The organism is Curtobacterium sp. MCBA15_016, from assembly GCF_001865105.1.
In the GTDB taxonomy this organism is placed as follows: Bacteria; Actinomycetota; Actinomycetes; order Actinomycetales; family Microbacteriaceae; genus Curtobacterium.
Map to the genome: position 1 here is coordinate 28,846 of NZ_MJGR01000001.1, position 19,855 is coordinate 48,700.

21 protein-coding genes are annotated in these 19,855 nt (G+C 73.1%); 14 read left to right on the plus strand and 7 right to left on the minus strand.

The genetic code is table 11. The features are described from left to right. Positions 1-45 precede the first annotated feature (45 nt). Positions 46-1,032, minus strand: a complete 987-nt coding sequence (locus BIV03_RS00160) for an aldo/keto reductase (protein WP_071294180.1) — start codon at positions 1,030-1,032, stop codon at positions 46-48. Positions 1,033-1,162: 130 nt separating this feature from the next. On the opposite strand from BIV03_RS00160, the gene BIV03_RS00165 reads away from it, so the two are divergent. Genes BIV03_RS00165 through BIV03_RS00180 form a run of 4 tightly spaced genes read left to right on the plus strand, consistent with a single transcriptional unit; the run spans position 1,163 to position 4,144 of the window. Continuing rightward, entirely contained in the window at positions 1,163-1,750 is a 588-nt protein-coding gene (locus BIV03_RS00165; protein ID WP_071294181.1) for a thioesterase family protein, read from the plus strand. Then, entirely contained in the window at positions 1,747-1,983 is a 237-nt protein-coding gene (locus BIV03_RS19360) for a hypothetical protein (RefSeq protein WP_070417548.1), read from the plus strand. The genes BIV03_RS00165 and BIV03_RS19360 overlap by 4 nt, the downstream gene beginning before the upstream one ends. Continuing rightward, positions 1,980-3,518, plus strand: coding sequence for an FAD-binding oxidoreductase (locus tag BIV03_RS00175; RefSeq protein ID WP_083403094.1), 1,539 nt, complete (start codon positions 1,980-1,982; stop codon positions 3,516-3,518). Before BIV03_RS19360 ends, BIV03_RS00175 begins: the two co-directional genes overlap by 4 nt. A 44-nt stretch (positions 3,519-3,562) precedes the next feature. Then, positions 3,563-4,144 carry a YdeI family protein gene (locus tag BIV03_RS00180; protein ID WP_071294183.1) on the plus strand — a complete coding sequence of 194 codons (582 nt, stop codon included), beginning with the start codon at positions 3,563-3,565 and terminating at the stop codon, positions 4,142-4,144. Positions 4,145-4,267: 123 nt separating this feature from the next. Here BIV03_RS00180 and BIV03_RS00185 read toward each other — a convergent pair whose 3' ends face one another. Then, positions 4,268-5,188 carry an endonuclease/exonuclease/phosphatase family protein gene (locus BIV03_RS00185; RefSeq protein ID WP_175475650.1) on the minus strand — a complete coding sequence of 307 codons (921 nt, stop codon included), beginning with the start codon at positions 5,186-5,188 and terminating at the stop codon, positions 4,268-4,270. An 86-nt stretch (positions 5,189-5,274) separates the two neighbouring features. Here BIV03_RS00185 and BIV03_RS00190 point away from each other — a divergent pair, with 86 nt between their 5' ends. From BIV03_RS00190 to BIV03_RS00210, 5 genes are all read left to right on the plus strand, one after another. Next, positions 5,275-6,156: an aldo/keto reductase gene (locus tag BIV03_RS00190; RefSeq protein ID WP_070417544.1), complete on the plus strand. Its 882-nt coding sequence runs from the start codon at positions 5,275-5,277 to the stop codon at positions 6,154-6,156. Between the two features lie 134 nt (positions 6,157-6,290). Then, on the plus strand, positions 6,291-6,869 hold the full coding sequence (locus tag BIV03_RS00195; RefSeq protein WP_071294185.1) for a PadR family transcriptional regulator: 579 nt from the start codon (positions 6,291-6,293) through the stop codon (positions 6,867-6,869). After that, on the plus strand, positions 6,866-7,597 hold the full coding sequence (locus BIV03_RS00200; RefSeq protein WP_071294186.1) for an ABC transporter ATP-binding protein: 732 nt from the start codon (positions 6,866-6,868) through the stop codon (positions 7,595-7,597). Before BIV03_RS00195 ends, BIV03_RS00200 begins: the two co-directional genes overlap by 4 nt. Then, on the plus strand, positions 7,594-10,431 hold the full coding sequence (locus BIV03_RS00205; protein WP_071294187.1) for an FtsX-like permease family protein: 2,838 nt from the start codon (positions 7,594-7,596) through the stop codon (positions 10,429-10,431). The genes BIV03_RS00200 and BIV03_RS00205 overlap by 4 nt, the downstream gene beginning before the upstream one ends. Positions 10,432-10,562: 131 nt before the next feature. Then, positions 10,563-11,360 (plus strand): SGNH/GDSL hydrolase family protein, encoded by a 798-nt coding sequence (locus BIV03_RS00210; RefSeq protein WP_071294188.1) that lies wholly within the window; start codon positions 10,563-10,565, stop codon positions 11,358-11,360. 70 nt (positions 11,361-11,430) lie between these two features. On the opposite strand, the gene BIV03_RS00215 is transcribed toward BIV03_RS00210, so the two are convergent. Beyond that, positions 11,431-12,096, minus strand: coding sequence for an SDR family oxidoreductase (locus BIV03_RS00215; RefSeq protein ID WP_071294189.1), 666 nt, complete (start codon positions 12,094-12,096; stop codon positions 11,431-11,433). Between the two features lie 132 nt (positions 12,097-12,228). Here BIV03_RS00215 and BIV03_RS00220 point away from each other — a divergent pair, with 132 nt between their 5' ends. After that, a complete protein-coding gene (locus tag BIV03_RS00220) occupies positions 12,229-13,383 on the plus strand; it encodes a sorbosone dehydrogenase family protein (protein WP_071294190.1) in 1,155 nt (384 codons plus the stop codon). A gap of 25 nt (positions 13,384-13,408) precedes the next feature. Here BIV03_RS00220 and BIV03_RS00225 read toward each other — a convergent pair whose 3' ends face one another. Beyond that, positions 13,409-14,293, minus strand: a complete 885-nt coding sequence (locus tag BIV03_RS00225) for an aldo/keto reductase (protein WP_071294191.1) — start codon at positions 14,291-14,293, stop codon at positions 13,409-13,411. A gap of 87 nt (positions 14,294-14,380) precedes the next feature. Here BIV03_RS00225 and BIV03_RS00230 point away from each other — a divergent pair, with 87 nt between their 5' ends. From BIV03_RS00230 to BIV03_RS00240, 3 genes are read left to right on the plus strand one after another with little or no spacing between them, the layout of a single operon-like run. Continuing rightward, on the plus strand, positions 14,381-15,253 hold the full coding sequence (locus BIV03_RS00230) for a helix-turn-helix domain-containing protein (protein ID WP_071294341.1): 873 nt from the start codon (positions 14,381-14,383) through the stop codon (positions 15,251-15,253). After that, positions 15,250-15,456 (plus strand): hypothetical protein, encoded by a 207-nt coding sequence (locus tag BIV03_RS00235; RefSeq protein WP_071294192.1) that lies wholly within the window; start codon positions 15,250-15,252, stop codon positions 15,454-15,456. Before BIV03_RS00230 ends, BIV03_RS00235 begins: the two co-directional genes overlap by 4 nt. Beyond that, on the plus strand, positions 15,453-16,643 hold the full coding sequence (locus tag BIV03_RS00240) for an MFS transporter (protein WP_254790653.1): 1,191 nt from the start codon (positions 15,453-15,455) through the stop codon (positions 16,641-16,643). Before BIV03_RS00235 ends, BIV03_RS00240 begins: the two co-directional genes overlap by 4 nt. A 2-nt stretch (positions 16,644-16,645) precedes the next feature. Here the strand turns inward: BIV03_RS00240 and BIV03_RS00245 are convergent, their stop codons facing one another. The 3 genes from BIV03_RS00245 to BIV03_RS00255 form a co-directional block, all read right to left on the minus strand. After that, positions 16,646-17,617: an NAD(P)-dependent oxidoreductase gene (locus BIV03_RS00245; protein ID WP_071294343.1), complete on the minus strand. Its 972-nt coding sequence runs from the start codon at positions 17,615-17,617 to the stop codon at positions 16,646-16,648. A gap of 101 nt (positions 17,618-17,718) precedes the next feature. Further along, the gene (locus BIV03_RS00250) at positions 17,719-18,891 is read right to left on the minus strand and encodes an FAD-dependent monooxygenase (RefSeq protein ID WP_071294193.1); all 1,173 of its coding nucleotides are present in this window, start codon (positions 18,889-18,891) and stop codon (positions 17,719-17,721) included. Further along, the gene (locus BIV03_RS00255) at positions 18,888-19,376 is read right to left on the minus strand and encodes a DUF4126 family protein (protein ID WP_070417531.1); all 489 of its coding nucleotides are present in this window, start codon (positions 19,374-19,376) and stop codon (positions 18,888-18,890) included. The genes BIV03_RS00250 and BIV03_RS00255 overlap by 4 nt, the downstream gene beginning before the upstream one ends. Positions 19,377-19,505: 129 nt before the next feature. On the opposite strand from BIV03_RS00255, the gene BIV03_RS00260 reads away from it, so the two are divergent. Beyond that, positions 19,506-19,853 carry a PadR family transcriptional regulator gene (locus BIV03_RS00260; RefSeq protein ID WP_070417530.1) on the plus strand — a complete coding sequence of 116 codons (348 nt, stop codon included), beginning with the start codon at positions 19,506-19,508 and terminating at the stop codon, positions 19,851-19,853. Positions 19,854-19,855 lie beyond the last annotated feature (2 nt).

The following is a 19,855-nucleotide window of genomic DNA, read 5'->3' on the forward strand; positions in this document are numbered from 1 at the left end:
CGGTGCCAGCCGGCACCGCGCCTCCAGGCCGTCATCCGGTCGCGTCTACCGACCGATGGTCGACATGTCGGGGTAGCGGTCACCCGTCGGCACCGGCAGCGCCGACAGGCGCGCGATCTGGTCCGCGGTCAGGGTGAGGTCGGCTGCGCCGACGTTCTCCTCGAGTCGCGAGACCCGCTTCGTGCCGGGGATCGGCACGACGTCGTCGCCCTGCGCGAGCAGCCACGCCAGCGCCACCTGCGCCGGGGTCCCGCCGGCCTCGGTCGCGATCTCCTTGACGGCGTCGACGATGCGCATGTTCTCGGCGAAGGCCTCCTCCTGGAAGCGCGGGTTCGCCAGGCGGAAGTCGTCGGCGTCCAGGTCGGACGGCTTCGTGATCGCTCCCGTCAGGAACCCGCGGCCGAGCGGCGAGTACGGCACGAGGCCGATGCCGAGCTCGCGGAGGGTGTCGAGCACGTCGCCCTCGGGGTCCCGGGTCCACAGCGAGTACTCGCTCTGGAGCGCCGTGATCGGGTGCACCGCGTGGGCCTTCCGGATCGTCGCGGCGCTCGCCTCGGAGAGCCCGATGTGGCGGATCTTGCCCTCCTGCACGAAGCCGGCGAGCTGCCCGATGACGTCCTCGATCGGGACGGCCGGGTCGACGCGGTGCTGGTAGTACAGGTCGATGTGGTCGGTGCCGAGGCGGCGGAGCGAGCCCTCGAGCGCCTCGCGCACGGACTCCGGTGCGGAGCTGATGCCACGGCCCGTGGCGGGCGTCTCCTCGCCGGCGGTGTGCGTGATGAGGCCGAACTTCGTCGCGATGACGACGTCGTCGCGGCGGTCTCCGAGGGCCCGGCGGAGCAGGTCCTCGTTCGTGTAGGGGCCGTACGCCTCGGCGGTGTCGAACAGGGTGACGCCGAGGTCGATCGCACGGTGGATGGTGCGGATCGACTCGTCGTCGTCGGTGCCGGCGCCCGTGTAGAAGGCGCTCATGCCCATGGTGCCGAGGCCGACGGGGCCGACCTCGAGGTCTGCGAGCTTGCGTGTCTGCATGGGTGCAGGTCTACTCCGGGTCCCTCGGTTGGAGGGAGGCACTGACCGGACCCGTCAGCCGGGAATGCCCGTTCGTGCGGTTCCTCCAAGGTTCCGCGCGTTCGTGGCCCGACCCTGGTGTGATCGGGGCGTGAACCTGTACTTCCGGCTGTTCCTGCTCCAGCTGCGCGTCCGGCTCCGCCCCGCGATCGGCGGACGACGACCGACGCTCTGGGACGAGGTCCGCACGCCGTTCCGGGTGACCCTGACCGACCTCGACCCGCTGCGGCACGTGAACAACGGGAAGTACCTGTCGATGCTCGACCTCGGGCGGCTCGACCTCATGCTGCGCTCGGGGTTCTGGGGTGCGATCGCCGAGCGCGGCTGGTACCCGGTCGTGTCGGCGCAGACGATCACGTACAAGCGGTCGTTGACGCTCGGGCAGCGGTTCGAACTCGTGACCCGGGTGCTCGGGATGGACGACCGCGCGGCCTACCTGGAGCAGACGTTCGTCCGCCGCGGGACCGTGGTGGCACGGGCCGTGGTGCAGGCACGGTTCCTGCTGCGCACCGGCGGGACGGTGTCCCCGTCGGAACTGCTCGAGGCCGCGGGCGCGACCGACCGGGACCTGTCGGTGCCGGAGTGGGTGCACGACTGGGCCGGGGCCACCCGGATCAGCAGCTCGGGTACGCTCGCGGGCACGGGGTCCGAGACCCTGGGACGAGAGGGGACGTCATGACCATCGTGTGGATCGTGATCGGCGTCGCGGTGCTGATCGCCGCCGTCATCACCGTGCTCGAGGTGCAGAACCACCGACGAGCGAAGCGCCTCGCGCACCTCGGACCGGCCGACCCGCGGCTCGGGGCACAGGCGCGAGCGGACGCCGAGGCCGCGCACTCGGTGACCGAGGGGCTGTCGAAGGCCGCGCACCCGGGCGTCACCGGCGCCGGCGGCGGGGTCTCCGGACCGTGACCCGTCCCGCCACCAGGCGTGCGGTGCTCGCCGGGGGAGTCGGACTCGGGATCGCCGGGGTGCTCGCCGCGTGCAGTCGACCGGCGCCGTCCCCGTCCCCGTCGGCCACGAGTACGCCCGAGCCCACGGGGACCCCGACCGCGTCACCGACACCGGGCGGCCCCGACTCGTGGGACGCCCTCGCCGCCGCGGTCTCCGGACGGCTGCTGCGCTCGGGGTCGAACGGCTGGAACAGCGCCCGGCTCGTCGAGAACCCCCGGTACGACGACGCCGACCCGCAGGGCATCCTGCGCGCGGCCGGCACCGCGGACGTCCAGGCCGGGCTGGCCTTCGCCCGGAACACGAACACGCCGGTGGCGCTCCGTTCCGGCGGGCACTCGTACACGGGCTGGTCGGCGGGCGGCGCGAGCGGCACCGACGTCCCGCGGTCGCTGGTGATCAGCACGCAGGACCTCGACGGCATCGACCTGCACGACGACCGCACCGTGACGATCGGTCCCGGTGCGCAGCTCGGAGACGTCTACGCCACGCTCGCCGCCGCCGGACGGGCGATCGGCGCCGGCTCCTGCCCCACGGTCGGGATCGGCGGCCTGACGCTCGGCGGCGGGGTCGGTGTGCTCGTCCGCTCCTTCGGGCTGACGTGCGACCAGCTCACCGGTGCGACCGTCGTCACGCCGGACGGCACCGTGCACGAGGTCTCCGCGACCGCCGACCCCGACCTGTTCTGGGCCTGCCGCGGCGGGGGCGGTGGGACCGTCGGCGTCGTGACGGCACTGACGTACCGGACCCAGGCCGCGCCCGGCGTCCTGCTCTTCTCGATCACCTTCGCGTGGTCGGCCGCCGCGGCGGTCGTGCGCGCCTGGCAGGACTGGGCGCCCACCGCCGACCCGGAGCTGTGGTCGACCCTCAAGCTGCTGAACGGGAGCCGACACACCGCCCCGACGGTCACTGTGACGGGTGTGTGGACGGGTTCGAAGACCGGCGCTGACACCACCGTCGACGGTTTCATCGCCGCCACCGGAGCGAAGCCGCTCGCCCACACCGCGCGGCAGCTCACCTACGGTGCCGCGATGTCCGCGTTGGCGGGGAAGCCACAGCGGGTGTCCGAGGCGGCGACGTCCTCGATCGGATCGGTGAAACTGTCCGACGACCAGATCGACGTGCTCGTCGCCCACGCCGAGGCGGCCGGTGACGTGGCGGGGAACCTCGAGGGCGGGGTCGCGCTCGACGCCCTCGGCGGTGTCGTCTCCGACGTCGGACGGACCGACACCGCGTTCCCGTGGCGGTCGGCGCTCATGACCGTGCAGTACACCGCTGTGTTCGCGGACGGATCGGACCCGGCACCCTTCGACGCCTACGTCCGGGGGTTCCGGAAGGCGATGCGGCCGGCGTGGGGTGACGCGGCGTACGCGAACTACTGTGACGCGGCGATCACGGACCCGGCGGACTACTTCGACGTGAACACCTCGCGGCTGCACCGGATCGCCGAGCAGGTGGACCCGGACGGGGTGCTGGCGCAGCCGAACTGGGTGTGAGCGGTGGCCCTCCGGACGCCGGTGGGCCGCCCTACGATGACCGCATGGACGCGGACGACCTGGTACTCCCCGACGCCGCTGCCTGGCGCGCCTGGCTCGACGCGCACGAGGACGACCCCGACGGCGTGTGGCTCGTCCTCGCGAAGAAGGGCACCACGGAGCCGACGACGCTGACCTACGACCAGGCGCTCGACGAAGCGCTCTGCTCCGGGTGGATCGACGGCCAGAAGCGCGGGCGGGACACCGCGACCTTCCGCCAGCGGTTCACCCCGCGGCGCAAGGCGTCGATCTGGTCGCAGCGGAACATCGGACTCGTCGCCACCCTCGAGTCTGCGGGGCGCATGCGCGACCGGGGCCGAGCCGAGGTCGACCGTGCGAAGGGCGACGGCCGGTGGGACCGCGCCTACGCCGGTGCCGCGACGGCCACCGTGCCGGACGACCTGCGGGCAGCGCTCGACGCCGCTCCCGCGGCCGCAGCGCTGTTCGCCGAGCTCGACGCCACGAACCGGTACGCCGTGCTCCACCGGATCACGACCGCGCCGAGTGCGACGGCGCGGGCGAACCGGCTCGCGAAGCTCGTCGGCGGGCTCGAGCGGGGCGAGACCCCGTACCCGCGCAAGCCTTGACGGCCGCGTCGAACCACGAAGACGACGTCGAACCAGGCGCGCGGGCTGGTTCGACGTCGGAAACGTGGTTCGACGCACCGACGGTCGACGCACCGGCGCCCGCAGCCGCGCCGGCGCGCAGCGTCAGCGCCGCAGGCCGACGAGCACGCCCCGGTGGTCGCTGCCGTTCGCGGGCAGGACCTCGGTCGACGTCGTCCCGAGCCCCCGGGTGAACACGTGGTCGATCCGCACGACGGGCAACTGCGCCGGCCAGGTCGCCCCGAACCCGCCGCCCTCGTCGAGCATCCGGGTCAGCGGGAGCATCTCCGGGTCGGCCGCCCCGCCGTTGAAGTCCCCCGCGACGACGAGCCGCTCCGACTCGTCGTCCCGGACCGCCTCGGTGAGCGACGCCAGCATCCGCGGCCGGCCGTCCTCCCCGCCCAACCGCAGTGAGTCCATGTGCACGACGTACAACCGGACGTCGCCGACCCCGGTGTCCACCGTCACCCGGAGCGCCCGGGCCCAGCCCAGGCCGAGCGTCAGGGGTTCGCCGTCGCGCAGGGTCGTCCGGCTCCACACCCCGATCGACCCGACGCGGTAGTGGTGCGGGTACCGCTCGTCGAGGACGCCCGCGACCGCCGTGCCCGAGGTCTGGGTGAGCTCCTCGAGCGCGATGACGTCCGGGTCACGCGCCGCGATCGACCTCGCGGTGGCGGCCGGGTCGGGGTTGGCGGCCTCGATGTTCTCGGTGACGACCGTCAACTGCGGCGACCCCGACGTGCCGGGAGCGAGCACGCCGGGCAGGACCGCGACGGCCCACGCGGCGGCGAAGGCGAGGGACAGCACGGCGAGCCGCTTCGACCGGGTACCGAGTGCCGCACCGGCGACGGGGACGAGCAGGAGCGCGAGCCACGGCAGCAGCGAGCCGATCACGGACCCCGAGCTCCCGAGGACGCCCAGGACGGCGGGGACGAGGAGGACGACGATCCCGGCGAGCAACGCGATCCCGACGACACCGATGACGAACGAGCGGCCGGGACTCCGTCTGCGGGAGCGGAGGGGCACGCCGAGGAGCATAGGAACCGCTTCTGACAGATCCCGGGGGACACCGGTTCACCAGACCTGCAACGAAGCAGGCGTAGACCGGGCACATGACCACTGGCACCGACACCACGAACCGTCCGGCCGCCGCATCCGGCACCTTCCGCATCGGTGGTGACCTCGAGGTCCACCGCCTCGGCTACGGCACCATGCAGCTCACCGGCCCCGGCGTCTGGGGACCCCCGAAGGACCACGACGAGGCGATCCGCGTCCTCAAGCGCGCCGTCGAGCTCGGCGTGGACTTCTTCGACACCGCCGACTCCTACGGCCCCTACGTCGCCGAGGACCTGCTCCGCGAGGCGCTGCACCCCTACGGCGACGACATCGTCATCGCGACGAAGGCCGGCCTCACCCGCACCGGCCCGAACGAGTGGCCGCCGGTCGGCCGCCCGGAGTACCTGCGCCAGGAGGCCGAGATGAGCCTCCGCCGCCTCGGCCTCGAGCGCATCGACCTGTTCCAGCTCCACCGCATCGACCCGAAGGTCCCGCTCGAGGACCAGGTGGGCGAGCTGAAGAAGCTGCAGGACGAGGGCAAGATCCGCCACATCGGCCTGTCCGAGGTGTCGGTCGACGAGGTGAAGGCTGCGCAGGAGATCGCCACGATCGTCTCCGTCCAGAACCTGTACAACCTGCAGAAGCGCGACGCCGAGGAACTCCTCGACTGGTCGACCGAGCAGGGCATCGGCTTCATCCCGTGGTTCCCGCTCGCGACCGGCGGTCTCACCGGCAGCGACTCCCCGCTGACCGAGATCGCCGAGCGCAAGGGCGCCACCCCGGCCCAGCTCGCCCTGGCCTGGCTGCTCAAGCGCTCGCCCGTGGTGCTGCCGATCCCCGGCACGTCGAGCGTCGCCCATCTCGAGGACAACCTCGCGGGCGCGACGGTCGAGCTGACCGACGACGAGTTCGAGGAGCTGTCGAAGCTGGGTCACTGACGCGACACGGTGACGGACTGGAGGCGCGGTGCCAGCTGGCACCGCGCCTCCAGTCCGTCATGGGGTTGCGTTCACATACGCGGTATGTGCATACTCGGTATGTCCAAGGCGGACGGAACGAGGGGGATGACGTCATGAGCGTACGGATGGGCGTACTCGCGCTGCTGGTGGCCGGGCCCGGCTACGGGTACCAGCTCCGGGGGGAGTTCGAGCACCGGACCGGGGGCAGCTGGCCGCTGAACATCGGCCAGGTCTACACGACGCTCGACCGCCTGGAACGCGACGGCCTCGTGGCCCGCGGTGACGCCGACGACGACGGACACGTCGTCTACACGGCGACCGACGCGGGTCACGAGGAGGTCGCACGCTGGTTCAGCGAGCCGGTCCCGCCGAAGCGCGGTCGTGACGAGCTCGCGATCAAGTTCGCCCTGGCGGTGACGGTGCCCGGCGTCGACGTGCCGCGCCTCGTGCAGGTCCAGCGCGCCGCCGCCGTGCGGAACCTGCAGGACCTGACCCGGCTGAAGCGCTCCTCGGACCCGGCGGACGACCTGGCCTGGTCGCTCGTGCTCGAGTCGATGCTCTTCCAGGCCGAGGCCGACGTCCGCTGGCTCGACCACGTGGAGTCGAGCGTCGCGCGCCACCGACCGTCCCCGACACCGGACTCGACGGCCGCTGCCGAGTCGTCCGACGCCACCGTGCGGAGCGCCCGGTGAACGCCGTCGCCCCGCTCCTCGAGCTCGACGCCGTGAGCGTGCAGTACGGCTCCGGCGCGAAGGCCGTCACCGCCCTCGCCGGCATCGACCTGCGGATCGCCCGAGGTGAGATGGTCGCCGTGATGGGCACCTCGGGCTCGGGCAAGTCGACGCTGCTCGCCTGCGCGGGGACGCTCCTGCCGCCGACCAGCGGCGAGGTCGTCATCGACGGCGACTTCGTGTCCGACCGGCCGGCCAAGGACCTCGCCGCCCTGCGTCGGCGTCTCGTCGGGTTCGTGTTCCAGGACTTCAACCTCATCCCCTCGCTGACCGCGGTCGAGAACGTGGCGCTGCCGCTCGAGCTCGACGGCTGGAAGGCGAGCCGTGCCCGGCGTGCAGCCGAACTCGCGCTCGAGAACGTCGAGCTCGGGCACCGCGCCGACGCCTTCCCGGACGACCTGTCCGGTGGCCAGCAGCAGCGGGTCGCGATCGCGCGCGGGGTCGTCGGCGAGCGCCGGCTGGTCCTCGCCGACGAGCCGACCGGTGCCCTCGACTCGCAGACCGGCGAGGTCGTGCTCCGCATGCTGCGCCGGCACGTCGACTCCGGGGCGGGCGCGCTGCTCGTGACCCACGACGCCCGGCACGCGGCCTGGGCGGACCGGATCGTGTTCCTCCGCGACGGCCGCGTCGTGGACGAGACCGTGTACTCGGGCGTCGAGATGGCGCTCACGGACCGGACCGCCTCGTGAACGCGCGTCGGCGACGCGCCGACGCCGGGGCCCGCGCGGGGCGTGACCGCCGCACGCCCTTCGCGCTGCGACCGGCGCTCCGGCTGGGCCGCCGGCTGGCGTTCGCGAAGGCCGGCCGCGCGGCGCTGATCGTCGCCCTCATCGGCATCCCGACCGCCGGGTTCGCCGCGGTGTCGGTCGTCGTGCAGTCGACGCAGCCGACCCAGGCGGAGAGCCTGCGGTACGACCTCGGGCACGCGGCAGCGCAGATGCAGGTCGTCGGCCCGGACCTCCCGGGCATGCGGCAGGACCCCGTGCAGTGGCAGTACACCGAGTCCGCGAAGGACAGCCCGGTCGCGGAGTCCGACGGCGAGGCCCGGTTCGCCGACGTCCTCGACCACGTGCCCGCCGGTGCTGTGTCGATCCCGGTCACCTCGGCGCAGATCGTGCTGACCGGGCCGAAGGGGCCGATCGGGATCCAGGCGGTCGAGGGAGCGGTCTGGTCGCGGGTCCTCGACGGGCACTGGCACGTGCTCGACGGTGCCGCACCGACCAGCCGTGACGAGCTCATGGTCACCCCGGCGACGCTCGAGCGACTCGGCGCGTCGATCGGCGACAAGGTCGACCTGACCGACCCGGTGACGAAGCGCTTCACGATCACGGGCACCATGCGCGACGCCGCGTCCGACCCGGGTGCGCAGGGCGTCTTCGTGCCGTGGGGCACCACGCAGCCGACGACCGGCACGGCCGCGGCGCCGTTCGACGTCACCGTGTACCTGGCCTCGGACGCCCCGACGTGGTCGGAGATCCGCGCGCTCAACGCCCACGGGATCACGGTGCAGTCGCGTCCCGTCGTGCTCGACGCGCCCGACGAGCGGTTGCACGGCGCCGGGCTCAGCAGCCCGATCGGCTGGTTCCTCGGGGCGATGGCGCTGCTCGGCGTCTTCGCGATGTTCGAGGTCGCCCTGCTCGCCGGTGCCGCGTTCCTCGTCGGCACTCGGGCGGACACCCGCTCGTACGCGATCGTCACGAGCGTCGGCGGGGACCGACGCTTCGTCCGGTCGATCGTCGCCGGATCCGGGCTCGTGCTCGGGCTCACCGGCGCCGTCCTCGGGGTCGCGCTCGGCACCGGCGTCGGGGTGCTCGCGTTCCACCTGGCCGACAACGGCAACGTGGGCTCGTGGCCCGGGCTGCACGTCCCGGTCGGCCTGGTCCTGTCGATCGGTGCCGCCGCCGTCCTCGCGGGGCTCGTGTCGGCGCTCGTCGCGGCCCGTGCGGCGACGCGGGTGAACGTCCTCGCCGCACTGCGCGGCTCGCTCCGGCCCGCGGCGGTGAACCCGCGCGCCGAGCGCCGTCGCCGGATCTGGGCACCGGTGCTCGTCGTCGCGGGCACCGTGATGACCCTGGCGTGCGGTGCCGGCGTGCTGCTGCTCAACGACCGCCCGGTGCAGCAGGACCACCTCGCCTGGATCGTCGGCGCCGGCGTCGCGATCGGCCCGTGCCTCATGCAGCTCGGGGTCGCGATGTCGTCGCCGTGGCTGCTCGCCCTCGTCTCCAGGACCGCGACGCGGCTCGGGCTCTCCGCCCGCATCGCCGCCCGCGACGCCCGGCGCAACCCGGTGCGGACCGTGCCGGTGCTCGCGAGCGTGATGAGCGTCGTGTTCGTGGCCTCGGTGGCGATCACGTGGAGTGCGTCCGAGCACGCGCAGTTCGTCCGCGACTACGAGTACCGCACCGCCGTGGGCGTCGCGACGGCCGACGTCTGGCTCTCGAACGAGGACGGCAGCGACGGCGGCTACGACGCCTCCGTCACGGCGAAGGCGGCGAAGATCGTCTCCGGTGTCCTCGACCACGACCGGGTGCGTGTCCTCGGCGTCGCGCCCGACGTCGCCGGCGACCAGCCGTCGACGCTCTCGCTCCTGCACTCGTGGGGGCGGACGGACTGCCGCGCGAACGACACCACGTCGTGCTCGCGCTACCTGGAGTCGCAGGACACCTCCGCGCCGCACATCTGGACCGGCACGGTGGACGACTACGCCGTCCTCACCGGACACCGTCCGTCCGCCGAGGTCCGCGACGCGCTCACCTCGGGCCGCGCCGTCGCCCTGTGGCCGGAGTACGCGCACGACGGCCAGGTCCGGATCGACGCGTTCCGCGACCAGACGTCGGACAGCCCCGCGATCACGACCAAGACCCGTCCGGACGCCACGACGACGATCCCCGCGGTGCTCGACGTGCAGACCCCCCGCATCCAGGTCGGCGTCTTCATGACCCGGGAGACCGCCGAGCGGTACCGGGTCCCGGCGGTGGACGGCATGCTCGTCACGGAGCAGTCCGCGGACCTGACCCCGGCACAGTCCGACGAGCTGACCTCGGCGTGGCAGAGCCTCGGCGGCGCGGACCGCGAACGGTGGGGCGGCCCGTACTTCCAGTACGAGGCCGGCCCGGTCGACGCGCAGGGCATCGTCAAGGCGATCGTCCTCGCCCTCGCCGCGGCGGTGACGATCGGCGCGACCGCCGTCGCCATCGGGCTGGCCCGCTCGGACGGCCGACGCGACGACGAGGTCCTCGACGCGGTCGGTGCGGCACCCGTGCTCCGTCGCCGGGTGTCCGCGTGGCAGGCCGCGATCCTGACGACCGTCGGCGCGGTGATCGGCACGCTGCTCGGGCTGCTGCCCATCCGGGCGCTCACCCTCCGCTTCTCGGCGGGACCAGCCGGCACCACGCACCTGCCGTTCGTGGCGGACTGGCCCGTGCTCGCCCTCCTCGGGCTCGGGCTGCCGCTGCTCGTCACCGCGGGGACCTGGGTCTTCGCGGGCCGCCGCCACCGCGTGGCACTGCGGCGCACACCGTGACCGGACGCGGCGGGTCCCGGACCCGACCGGGGCGGCCGGCTGGGAACGGCCGCGAAGACCCACAGCCAGCGGCGCGGTTCCCCAGGTCTGGGGACTGGTACGGCAGGCCGATCCGGGGGATACCTGATGTCGTGTCCCGCACCCGTCGTCTCGCCCTCGTCGCGAGCATCGTCACCGCCGCCTGCCTCGTCGCCGGCGGATCCCTCGTCGTCGGCACGGCCGTCGTGTCGGCGAGCACCGCCGCAGCCGAGCGCGCCCCGTCCGTCGGTCGCGCCTCCGCCGCGCCGGTCGAACGTGCGGACACCCGAGCCGCAGCCGGCGGAACAGCTGTCCGTGCCGCCACACCGGACGACGCCGTGACCGGGGCGCTCGGCTCCGGCGACCGGTCCGGCGCGGTCACCTTCGCGTACGCGGGCGACTCCATCACGGCACGGCCGGACTCCTGGCTCCACGACCTCGTGCCGGACACCCGGTTCCACGCCGTCGGCGGCTACGCGCACAGCGGGTACCGGTCCGACGAGGTCCTCCACGAAATCGGCCCCGTGCCGGACGCGGACGTCCTCGTCGTCGAGCTCGGCACGAACGACGTGAACCAGGCGATCCCGACCGCGACGACGATCGCGAACGTGGACGCCGTCGTCCGGAAGGTCGGTGCGCGGCAGGTCCTCGTCGTCTCCGGCCCGCCGTCGAACTGGACCTGGAGCCAGTGGGGCGCCGACCGCCGCGCGGGACAGCTCGTCCTCAGCCGGGCGCTGGAGCGCGACGCGGCGGAGCACGGCTGGTCGTACGTCGACCCGTTCGCCGGGTTCCGGCAGGCGGACGGGGCCTGGGTCCGGGGCGCGTCGGCGGACGGCATCCACGGCGACGCGGCGACGAACGTCGTCGTCGCGCGCGTGATGGCGACGGCGATCACGCGCGCCGCGCGCTGATCGAGACGCGACCAGGGTCGGACAGGAGGGGCGGGGCGGCGGCGCCACGTCCCTCCCGTCCGTCAGCCGGTCACTCGGGCAGCGGCTCGGCGTAGGTCCGGAACGCACCGCGCTCGGTGTGGATCGCCCAGAGGCGGTCCGCGATCGACGCACCGGAGTGCTCGGGCTGCCCGTCGTCGATGCCGAACGGGATGATGAGCTGGCCGACGTGGACGTCCTCGTCACGGACGGCGTCGTGCAGCAGCTGCGCGTAGGCGCTCTCTCCCGCGAACGCCACGGACGTGCCGGTGACCCGAGCACCCGGGCGCACCGCGCTCCCGCCGTTCACGAACAGGATCGTGCCGTGCCCGATCGCGCGCATGCCGGGCAGCACCTGGCGGACGGCGTTGACCGAGCCGTAGACCGAGAACTCGATCGGGCCGACCAGGTCCTCCGCCGTGGTCTCGAGCACCGGGCGCATGTACTCCTTGGCGGGCAGCGGGCTGTACTGCAGCACCTCGATCGGCCCGAGCTGCTCGGTCGCCCGCTCGAGGGCACCGCGGAGGGAGTCCCCGTCGCGGACGTTCGCGGCGAAGCCGGCGGCGGTGTACCCGTGCTCCTGGAGGCCGGCGGCGAGGGAGTCCAGGCGGTCCTGGTTGCGGGAGAGCAGGGCGATCGAGAAGCCCTCGCGGGCGAAACGCTCGGCGACGGCGAGGCCGAGGCCCTTGCCGGCTCCGACGATGGCGATGGTGGTCATGAGGTGGTCCTTCCGTGGGGCGTGGACCCGACCGTAGGCCGCTCCGCGCACCCGAGGGAGGGGATGCCAGGGCCACCCAGGGGATTCCCGACCGCCGCGTGTGCAATCGACCCACGACCCGGGAGGACCACCGTGCACACCACCGCTCGCACCCGCCGCGCCCTGTCCGCCCTCGGCGCCTTCGCCGCCGCGGCCCTCGTCCTCGCGGCCTGCACCGACGACGACGACGCCCGCACGCTCGAGGGTCGGGCGACCGCCACGAGCAGCCCCTCCTCGAGCGCCACGACCCCCGCGGCGAGCGCCGCCGGACAGCTCGAACCCGGGGGCGAGACGACCGACATCGCCACCGGACTGGACGCCCCGTGGTCGGTGGTCCGCACCGGTGACGGCGGCGACGCCCTGATCAGCGAGCGGGACTCGGCGACGGTGCTCGAACTGACCGGCGCCGGGAAGACACGCGAGGTCGGCACGATCGCGGGCGTCCGGCACGGCGGTGAGGGCGGTCTGCTCGGACTCGCGCTGCACGAGGGCGACCTGTTCGTGTACTCGACGGGCGACGACGGCAACCGCATCCAGCGCTACGACCTGTCCGGGAGCGCCGGGTCCTACGCGCTCGGGGACGCCACGACCGTGATCGACGGACTGCCGTCGAACAGCTTCCACAACGGCGGGCGGATCGCGTTCGGCCCGGACGGCATGCTCTACGCAAGCGTCGGCGACGCCGGTACCGGCTCGGACGCGCAGGACCGGGACTCGCTCGCGGGGAAGATCCTGCGGCTGACCCCGGACGGCCAGGTCCCCGGCGGCAACCCGTTCCCCGGGTCCCCGGTGTGGAGCCTCGGCCACCGGAACGTGCAGGGCATGGGGTGGACGGCCGACGGCACGATGTTCGCGTCGGAGTTCGGGCAGGACACCTGGGACGAGCTCAACGTCATCGAGAAGGGCCGGGACTACGGCTGGCCCGAGGTCGAGGGCACCGGCGGCACGAGCAAGGGCTTCGTCGACCCCGTGCAGCAGTGGGCCACCGACGACGCCTCACCGAGCGGCCTGGCGGTGATCGACGACACGGTGTTCATCGCGAACCTCCAGGGCGAGGTCGTCAGGGCTGTGCCGGCCGACGCCCCCTCGACGTCGACCGAGTACTTCGCGGGGGACTTCGGCCGCATCCGCACGGTGCTCGAGGGCCCCGAGGGTGCCCTGTGGTTCGTCACGAACAACACCGATGGGCGTGGCGACCCGACGGACGGCGACGACCGGATCGTGTCGGTGCCGCTCGCGACGAGCTGAGCCCGAACGACGGACCCGGGTCGCGTCAGGCCTCCGGGATCACCCGTTCGAAGCGGCTCGTGTCGGTCCCGTCCGGGTCCGGCCCGCCGCGACGACCGGTGTCGAGGGCGTCGAGCGCTGCGAGCTCGTCGTCGGAGAGCACGAAGTCGAACACGTCGAAGTTCTCGGCGATGCGCCCGGGGTTCGTGGACTTCGGGATCGCGTTGCGGCCCTGCTGCACGTGCCACCGGAGCATCACCTGCGCCGGGGTCTTGCCGTGCGCCTCGCCGATGGTCCGGATCGTCGGGTCGTCGAGCACGCTGACCCGCTCGTCGCCCCAGCCCGGGTAGAAGGTGATGCCACCGATCGGCGACCACGCCTGGTCGAGGATGCCGTGCTCGGCGTCGGCGCGCTGCACGTCCGGCTGCGTGAAGTACGGGTGCAGCTCGACCTGGTTGAGCGCCGGGATCACGTCCGTGGCGTCCAGGAGCGACCGGAGGTGGTGCGGCATGAAGTTGCTCACGCCGATCGCGCCGACACGGCCCTCGGCGTACAGCCGCTCGAGCGCCCGGTACGCCGCGATGGTCCGCTCGAAGCGGTCGGGTGCGGGCTGGTGCAGGATCAGGACGTCGACGTGGTCGAACCCGAGCTTGCCGGTCGCCTTGTCGAACGCGTGCAGGGTCTCGTCGAGGCCGTAGTCGGAGACCCAGATCTTCGTCTCGACGACGATCTCGTCGCGGTCGACACCCGAGGCACGGATGCCCTCGCCGACCTCGCGCTCGTTGCCGTACGCGGCGGCGGTGTCGATGTGGCGGTACCCGGTCTCGAGCGCGGTGCGCACGGCGTCGACCGTCTCGGCCGGCGCGCTCTGGAAGACGCCGAACCCGATCGCGGGGATCTCGAGTCCGTTGTTGAGGGTGAGTGTGTCCATGTCCACGACGCTACGACCGCCCGGACCGGCCTGACGGGTACCAGCAGCCCCTGCTCCGACCCGTCGATCGGACCTACCGTGGAGGACATGGACACGAGAGACGAAGTCCGCGACTTCCTCCGCACCCGCCGCGAGCGCGTCACGCCGCAGCAGGTCGGGCTGCCCGACTTCGGCGGCGCGCGACGGGTGAAGGGCCTTCGCCGCGAGGAACTCGCCCTCATCGCGGGCATGAGCGTCGACTACTACATCCGCCTCGAGCGCGGGAACCTCGCCGGGGTGTCCGAGAGCGTCCTCGGATCGTTGTCCCGGGCGCTCCGGCTCGACGACGCCGAGCACGCGCACCTGTTCGACCTCGCCCGTGCGCAGAACGCCTCGGCGACGACGCGTCGGAAGACCCCGACGTCGAAGGTCCGGCCGAACGTGCAGCGGGTGCTCGACTCGGTGACCGCTCCCGCGTGGGTGCGGAACGGCCGGTCGGACTTCCTGGCCGGCAACGCCCTCGCCCGTGCGGTCTACGCGCCGCTCTTCCTCGACCCGTCCGGTACCCCGAACACCGCGCGCTTCGCCTTCCTCGACCCCCGTGGTCGCGAGTTCTGGCGCGACTGGGACAGCGTGACCGGGGACATGGTCGCCGTGCTCCGTGCCGAAGCGGCCCGGTCCCCGTACGACCGCGGGCTGACGGACCTCATCGGGGAACTCTCCACCCGCAGCGAGGAGTTCCGTCAGCGCTGGGCCGCGCACGACGTGATGCGGCACCGGTCCGGCATCAAGCACGTGCACCACCCCGAGGTCGGCGACCTCGACCTGACGTACGAGACGATGGAGCTCGTCACGGACACCGGGCTGACGCTCATCGTCTACGGCGCGGAGCCCGGCTCGCCGTCCAAGGAGCGCCTGCAGCTCCTCGCCAACCTCGCGGCGACCACCGTCGCCGCCGTCCCGGAGACGGAGGACGCATGAGCGAGACCGATTCGATCCGGACCACCCGCCCCGCGGAGCCGCTGACGTTCCTCGAGCGGGTCCGGTTCCGCCTGCGTGCCGAGCGCGAGATCGAGGAACTCACGCGCGACCGCGCGCGCGAGGACCGCATCCGCGCCGAAGCGGCCGTCCGACTCGCACCGGGGCCGTGGCACCTCGCGGAGCTCTTCCGGCGGCGTCCGTGACCGCCGGTGCGGGGATGACGCCCGCGCGCACGCTGCTGTTCGCGGTGGCCGGGGGCGCGGCCGTCGGCAACCTCTACTGGGCGCAGCCGCTCCTCGACGACATCGCGTCCTCGCTCGGGACGTCCGCCGCGGTCGCCGGGCTGCTCGTCACGCTCACCCAGGTCGGGTACGCGCTGGGCATCCTGCTCGTGGTGCCGCTCGGCGACGTGCTCGACCGACGACGCCTGATCCCCGGGGTGCTCGTCGCGTCCGCGGTCGCGCTGCTGTTCGCCGCCGTGGCCCCGTCGTTCGCCGTGCTGCTGGTGGCGCTCGCGCTCGTCGGCCTCACCACCGTCGCCGGGCAGCTGCTCATCCCGCTGGCCGGGGACCTCGCCGATCCCTCGTCCCGAGGGCGGGTCGTGGGCACGATCGCCTCCGGGGTCCTCACCGGCATCCTCGTGTCGCGGACGGTCAGCGGGCTCGTCGCGGACGCGTTCGGTTGGCGCGCGATCTACGTCGTCGCCGCCGTCGCGGCCCTGCTGTTCGCCGTGCTGCTCCGGCGGGCGATCCCCGAGCTCGACCGGCGCGACCGGGTGCGGTACCCGACGCTCATCGCCTCGGTGTTCCGTGCCGTCGCCGCGCACCGGGCCGTGCGGGTGACCCTCGTCATCAGCTCCGCGATGTTCGCCGTCTTCACGATGTTCTGGACCGCGCTGACGTTCCTGCTCAGCGCCGAGCCGTTCGGGTACTCCACGAGCGCGATCGGGCTCGTCGGTCTGGCCGGGCTCGCCGGGGCGGTCGCCGCGCAGCGGGTCGGTCGGCTGCACGACCGCGGGGTCTCCGTGCCCGTGACCGGTGCGGCGATCGCCGTCGTGCTCGTCTCACTCGTGGTCGCGGGCCTCGGAGCGCGGTCGATCGTGGTCGTCCTCGTCGCGGTCGTCCTGCTGGACGTCGGTGTGCAGGCGACGAACGTCCTCAACCAGACCCGGCTCTTCGCGATCGACCCGGCGGCGCGCAGCCGACTCAACACCGCGTTCGTCACCGCGAACTTCATCGGCGGGGCGATCGGCTCGGCACTCGCCTCGGTGCTCTGGAACGCCGGCGGGTGGACCGCGGTCACCGTGGGCGGCGCGGTCCTGGTCGGGTTCGCCCTGACGGTCTGGGCGGTCCACCGCCGCCGCGGGCTGGTGGTCACCGCCCGCGCCTGACCTCAGACGACGAGGGGGCGCGCGACGTCCACCTCGCCGTGCTCCACCAGCCAGCGGAACGCGTCGAGGACCGTCGCCTCGGCCGTCCAGGCTGGCTCGTAGCCGAGCAGCCGCCGCGGCTTCTCGGTGCTGAACACCTGGCTGCGCGACAGGTGCTCCCAGCTCGCACCGGCGTGCTCCGGAGCCGTGGTCTCGCGGAACCGGTCCCACGAGACGGGCTCGAGCCGCGCCTCCTGGCCGAACCACGACGCGACCAGGTGCGCGTACCCGCGTGCCGTGAGCGCCGTCGGGGCCGTGACGAAGAAGTCCTCGCCGGCCGCGGCGTCCCGGTGCTCGACCGCGAGCTGGAAGGCCTGCGCGACGTCGTCGGCGTGCACGTGCGCCATCGTCTCGGCACCGAGGCCGGGGACCTCGACGGGCTCGCCGGCGGACAGCTTCGTCCACACCGTCGGGTCGAGGTTGCCGAGCGGACCGATGGGCATCCATCCCGGACCGCTGATGTGGCCGGGGTGCAACGAGGTCGTGACCAAACCCCCTTCGGCAGTTTCACGCTTGAGCATCCGGGCGATCGCGTCCTTCTGCACGCCGTAGTCGCCGAACGGCTCGGTCGTGTTCTCCTCGGTGACGGGCAGCACGTGCGAGACCCCGGCACGCCAGATCGACCCGCAGTGCACGAGGTGCGCACCGCTCCCGCGGAGGGTCGTGACGAGGGCCTCGGCCGACGACGTCGTGAAGCAGACGAGGTCGACGACGGCGTCGGCACGGAGTGCGGCGATCCGGTCGCCGAACGTGCCGTCGCGGTCCTCCTGCTCGCGATCGGCGGCGACCCGTTCGACCTGCTGCCACTCGGGGGAGTCGGCGTACGGGGTGCTGCTGCCGCGGGTGACGGTCACGACGTCGTGACCGGCGCGGACGAGACGGGGGACGAGGAACGTGCCGATGTGGCCGGTGGCTCCGATGACGACGATGCGCATGCCGGTCACGCTAGGCGCACGCGACTGGGCGTGGCAGGCCCGGACGGAACCCCTGTACGGACGGGAGGGATGGTGCGGGCCCGCACCGCGCCTCCCGTCCGTCAGCGGGTCGGCTCCAGGGCCGGGAGCGGCTGGTCCGAGTCCGCCGTGTGCGTCAGTCGCGCCATGAGGGGCGCGACCGGCCGCGAGGTCAGGACGTGGTGCGCGGCGCGCTGCGCCGCGAGACCGAGCTTCGTCTGCGGGTACGCGAAGTGCTTGATCCCGGACGGCATGGTCTGGATCCGGTCGACGAGCGGCCGCATCCAGGCCTCGAACGCCCCGAGTGCCGCGGTGGTGTCGGACTCGTCGGCGAGGGACGCTGCGAGGACGTACCCGCCGGTGAGCGCCAGCGAACTCCCGCCGCCGCCCATCGGTGTCACGCACCAGGCCGCGTCGCCGAGCAGCACGACGGAACCCCGGTGCCAGGTCGGGGCGTGGATCTGCGTGAGGTCGTCGACGTAGACGTCGTCCGACTGCTCGAACCCGTCGAGCACCCGGCCGGTCTGCCATCCGGCGCCGGCGTAGCGGTCGCGCCGGTCGGGGACCTCGCCGTCGTCGTTGGTGTACGCGAGCATCGCCCTCGTCGAGCCGTGGTTGTCGGGCCGCAGGTGCACCTGTCGACCCTCGACGGCGTTGTACCAGCGCCAGGTGTCGTCGTCGGACGGGATCCGTGGGATCGTCCCGAACTCCATCGTGATGCCGAGCCGCCGGGGCTCGACGGTGAAGAGCAGGTCGCGGGTGCTCGAGCGGACCCCCTCGGCGACGACGAGGAGCTCGGCCGGGAGCGTCGCGCCACTCCGGGTGCGGACGGTGACGGGTCGTCCGTCCGAGCCGTCCTCGTCCACCGCGACCACGGCATCGTCGAAGACCAGGCGCACGCGGTCCGGCAGGACCTGCCGGATCGCGTCCGCGAAGTCGCCGCGCAGGACCTCGAGCTCCGCCGTCGCCCCCTCGCCGGAGTCGTCGTCGGGCAGCCGGACGATGGTGTCCCCCTGCTCGTCGACGATCACCGTGCCGGTCTCGCCCGTGTTGGCCGAGCGGATCGCCTCGGTCAGCCCCATGCGGTCGAGGACCTCGCGGGCGACGCCCCGGACGTCGACGTTCTGGCCGCCGGTGCGGAAGCCCGCCGAGCGCTCGAGGACGGTGACGTCCCAGCCCGTCCGGTCCAACCAGTAGGCGGCGGAGAGCCCGGCGATGCTGCCGCCGGTGACGAGGGCCCGACGCGGTGCCGTCACGAGGTGGTGATCACCTTGACGGAGCCGGCGATGGTCGCGGCGTCCTCGGCGAGCGCGACGACCGGGTCGGGGAGGCGGGTCGTGGCGCCGACGAGCTTGCGCGCACCCCAGCCGACGAAGCTGCCGACGATCGCGCCGACGCCGCCGAGGATCGCGCCCTCGATGCGCAGGTCGCGCCTGCCCGTCGTGCCGAGCGCGGCCCCGACGAGCGCTCCGGACGCCACGCGCCCGGCGAGGCCGGCGGGGGAGATCCGGTTCGGCGTCCCCGGCAGCTTGTCGCCGATGAGCTCACCGACGGCCGAGGCGACGAGGACGCCACGGCCGAGGGGCGTGCTGAAGACCTTCCAGTCCTGCCACGAGCCCTTCAGCGAGGAGCGGTCGTGGTTCAGTGCCATGACGGCGAGCGGGGTGGCGCTCCGGCCGCCGCTGAGGATGCCCAGGACCAGGGTGCGGACCAGGGTGTGCTGCTCGTTCTTCGTGCTCATCGGTGCTCCTGTCGTGTCGGTTCGGAAACTACTCTTGCGCTCCTGGTACTCAGCGTTACTATGTACCAGTAGTCAGCGACACTGAGTACAGCGCACCACGACACACGGCACCGACCGCAGGAGGCACGCATGCCCAAGCAGGAGACCGAGATGCTCAAGGGCATCCTCGAGGGGATCGTCCTCGCCGTGCTCGCCGGCCGCCCGGCCCACGGGTACGACATCACCGCCTCGCTCCGGGAGCAGGGGTTCACCGACATCGCCGAGGGCACCGTCTACGCCCTGCTCGTCCGCATCGAGCAGCGCGGCCTCGTCGACGTCGAGAAGGTCCCGTCGGAGAAGGGCCCGCCCCGCAAGGTGTTCACGCTGAACGCCCGCGGGCAGGAGCAGCTCGACGACTTCTGGCGGGCGTGGACCTTCCTCGCCGAGCGGCTCGACCACCTCCGGCACACCACCAGCAGCACGAACGGACAGGACTGATC

Excerpts from the sequence above, each read along its gene's own strand:
- BIV03_RS00160 (WP_071294180.1), bottom strand. The coding sequence starts at position 1,032 with ATGCAGACACGCAAGCTCGCAGACCTCGAGGTCGGCCCCGTCGGCCTC.
- BIV03_RS00215 (WP_071294189.1), bottom strand. The coding sequence starts at position 12,096 with ATGACCACCATCGCCATCGTCGGAGCCGGCAAGGGCCTCGGCCTCGCC.
- BIV03_RS00225 (WP_071294191.1), bottom strand. The coding sequence starts at position 14,293 with ATGGACACACTCACCCTCAACAACGGACTCGAGATCCCCGCGATCGGG.
- BIV03_RS00260 (WP_070417530.1), top strand. The coding sequence starts at position 19,506 with ATGCCCAAGCAGGAGACCGAGATGCTCAAGGGCATCCTCGAGGGGATC.
- BIV03_RS19360 (WP_070417548.1), top strand. The coding sequence starts at position 1,747 with ATGACCATCGTGTGGATCGTGATCGGCGTCGCGGTGCTGATCGCCGCC.
- BIV03_RS00195 (WP_071294185.1), top strand. The coding sequence starts at position 6,291 with ATGAGCGTACGGATGGGCGTACTCGCGCTGCTGGTGGCCGGGCCCGGC.
- BIV03_RS00180 (WP_071294183.1), top strand. The coding sequence starts at position 3,563 with ATGGACGCGGACGACCTGGTACTCCCCGACGCCGCTGCCTGGCGCGCC.
- BIV03_RS00230 (WP_071294341.1), top strand. The coding sequence starts at position 14,381 with ATGGACACGAGAGACGAAGTCCGCGACTTCCTCCGCACCCGCCGCGAG.
- BIV03_RS00255 (WP_070417531.1), bottom strand. The coding sequence starts at position 19,376 with ATGAGCACGAAGAACGAGCAGCACACCCTGGTCCGCACCCTGGTCCTG.
- BIV03_RS00235 (WP_071294192.1), top strand. The coding sequence starts at position 15,250 with ATGAGCGAGACCGATTCGATCCGGACCACCCGCCCCGCGGAGCCGCTG.
- BIV03_RS00245 (WP_071294343.1), bottom strand. The coding sequence starts at position 17,617 with ATGCGCATCGTCGTCATCGGAGCCACCGGCCACATCGGCACGTTCCTC.
- BIV03_RS00190 (WP_070417544.1), top strand. The coding sequence starts at position 5,275 with ATGACCACTGGCACCGACACCACGAACCGTCCGGCCGCCGCATCCGGC.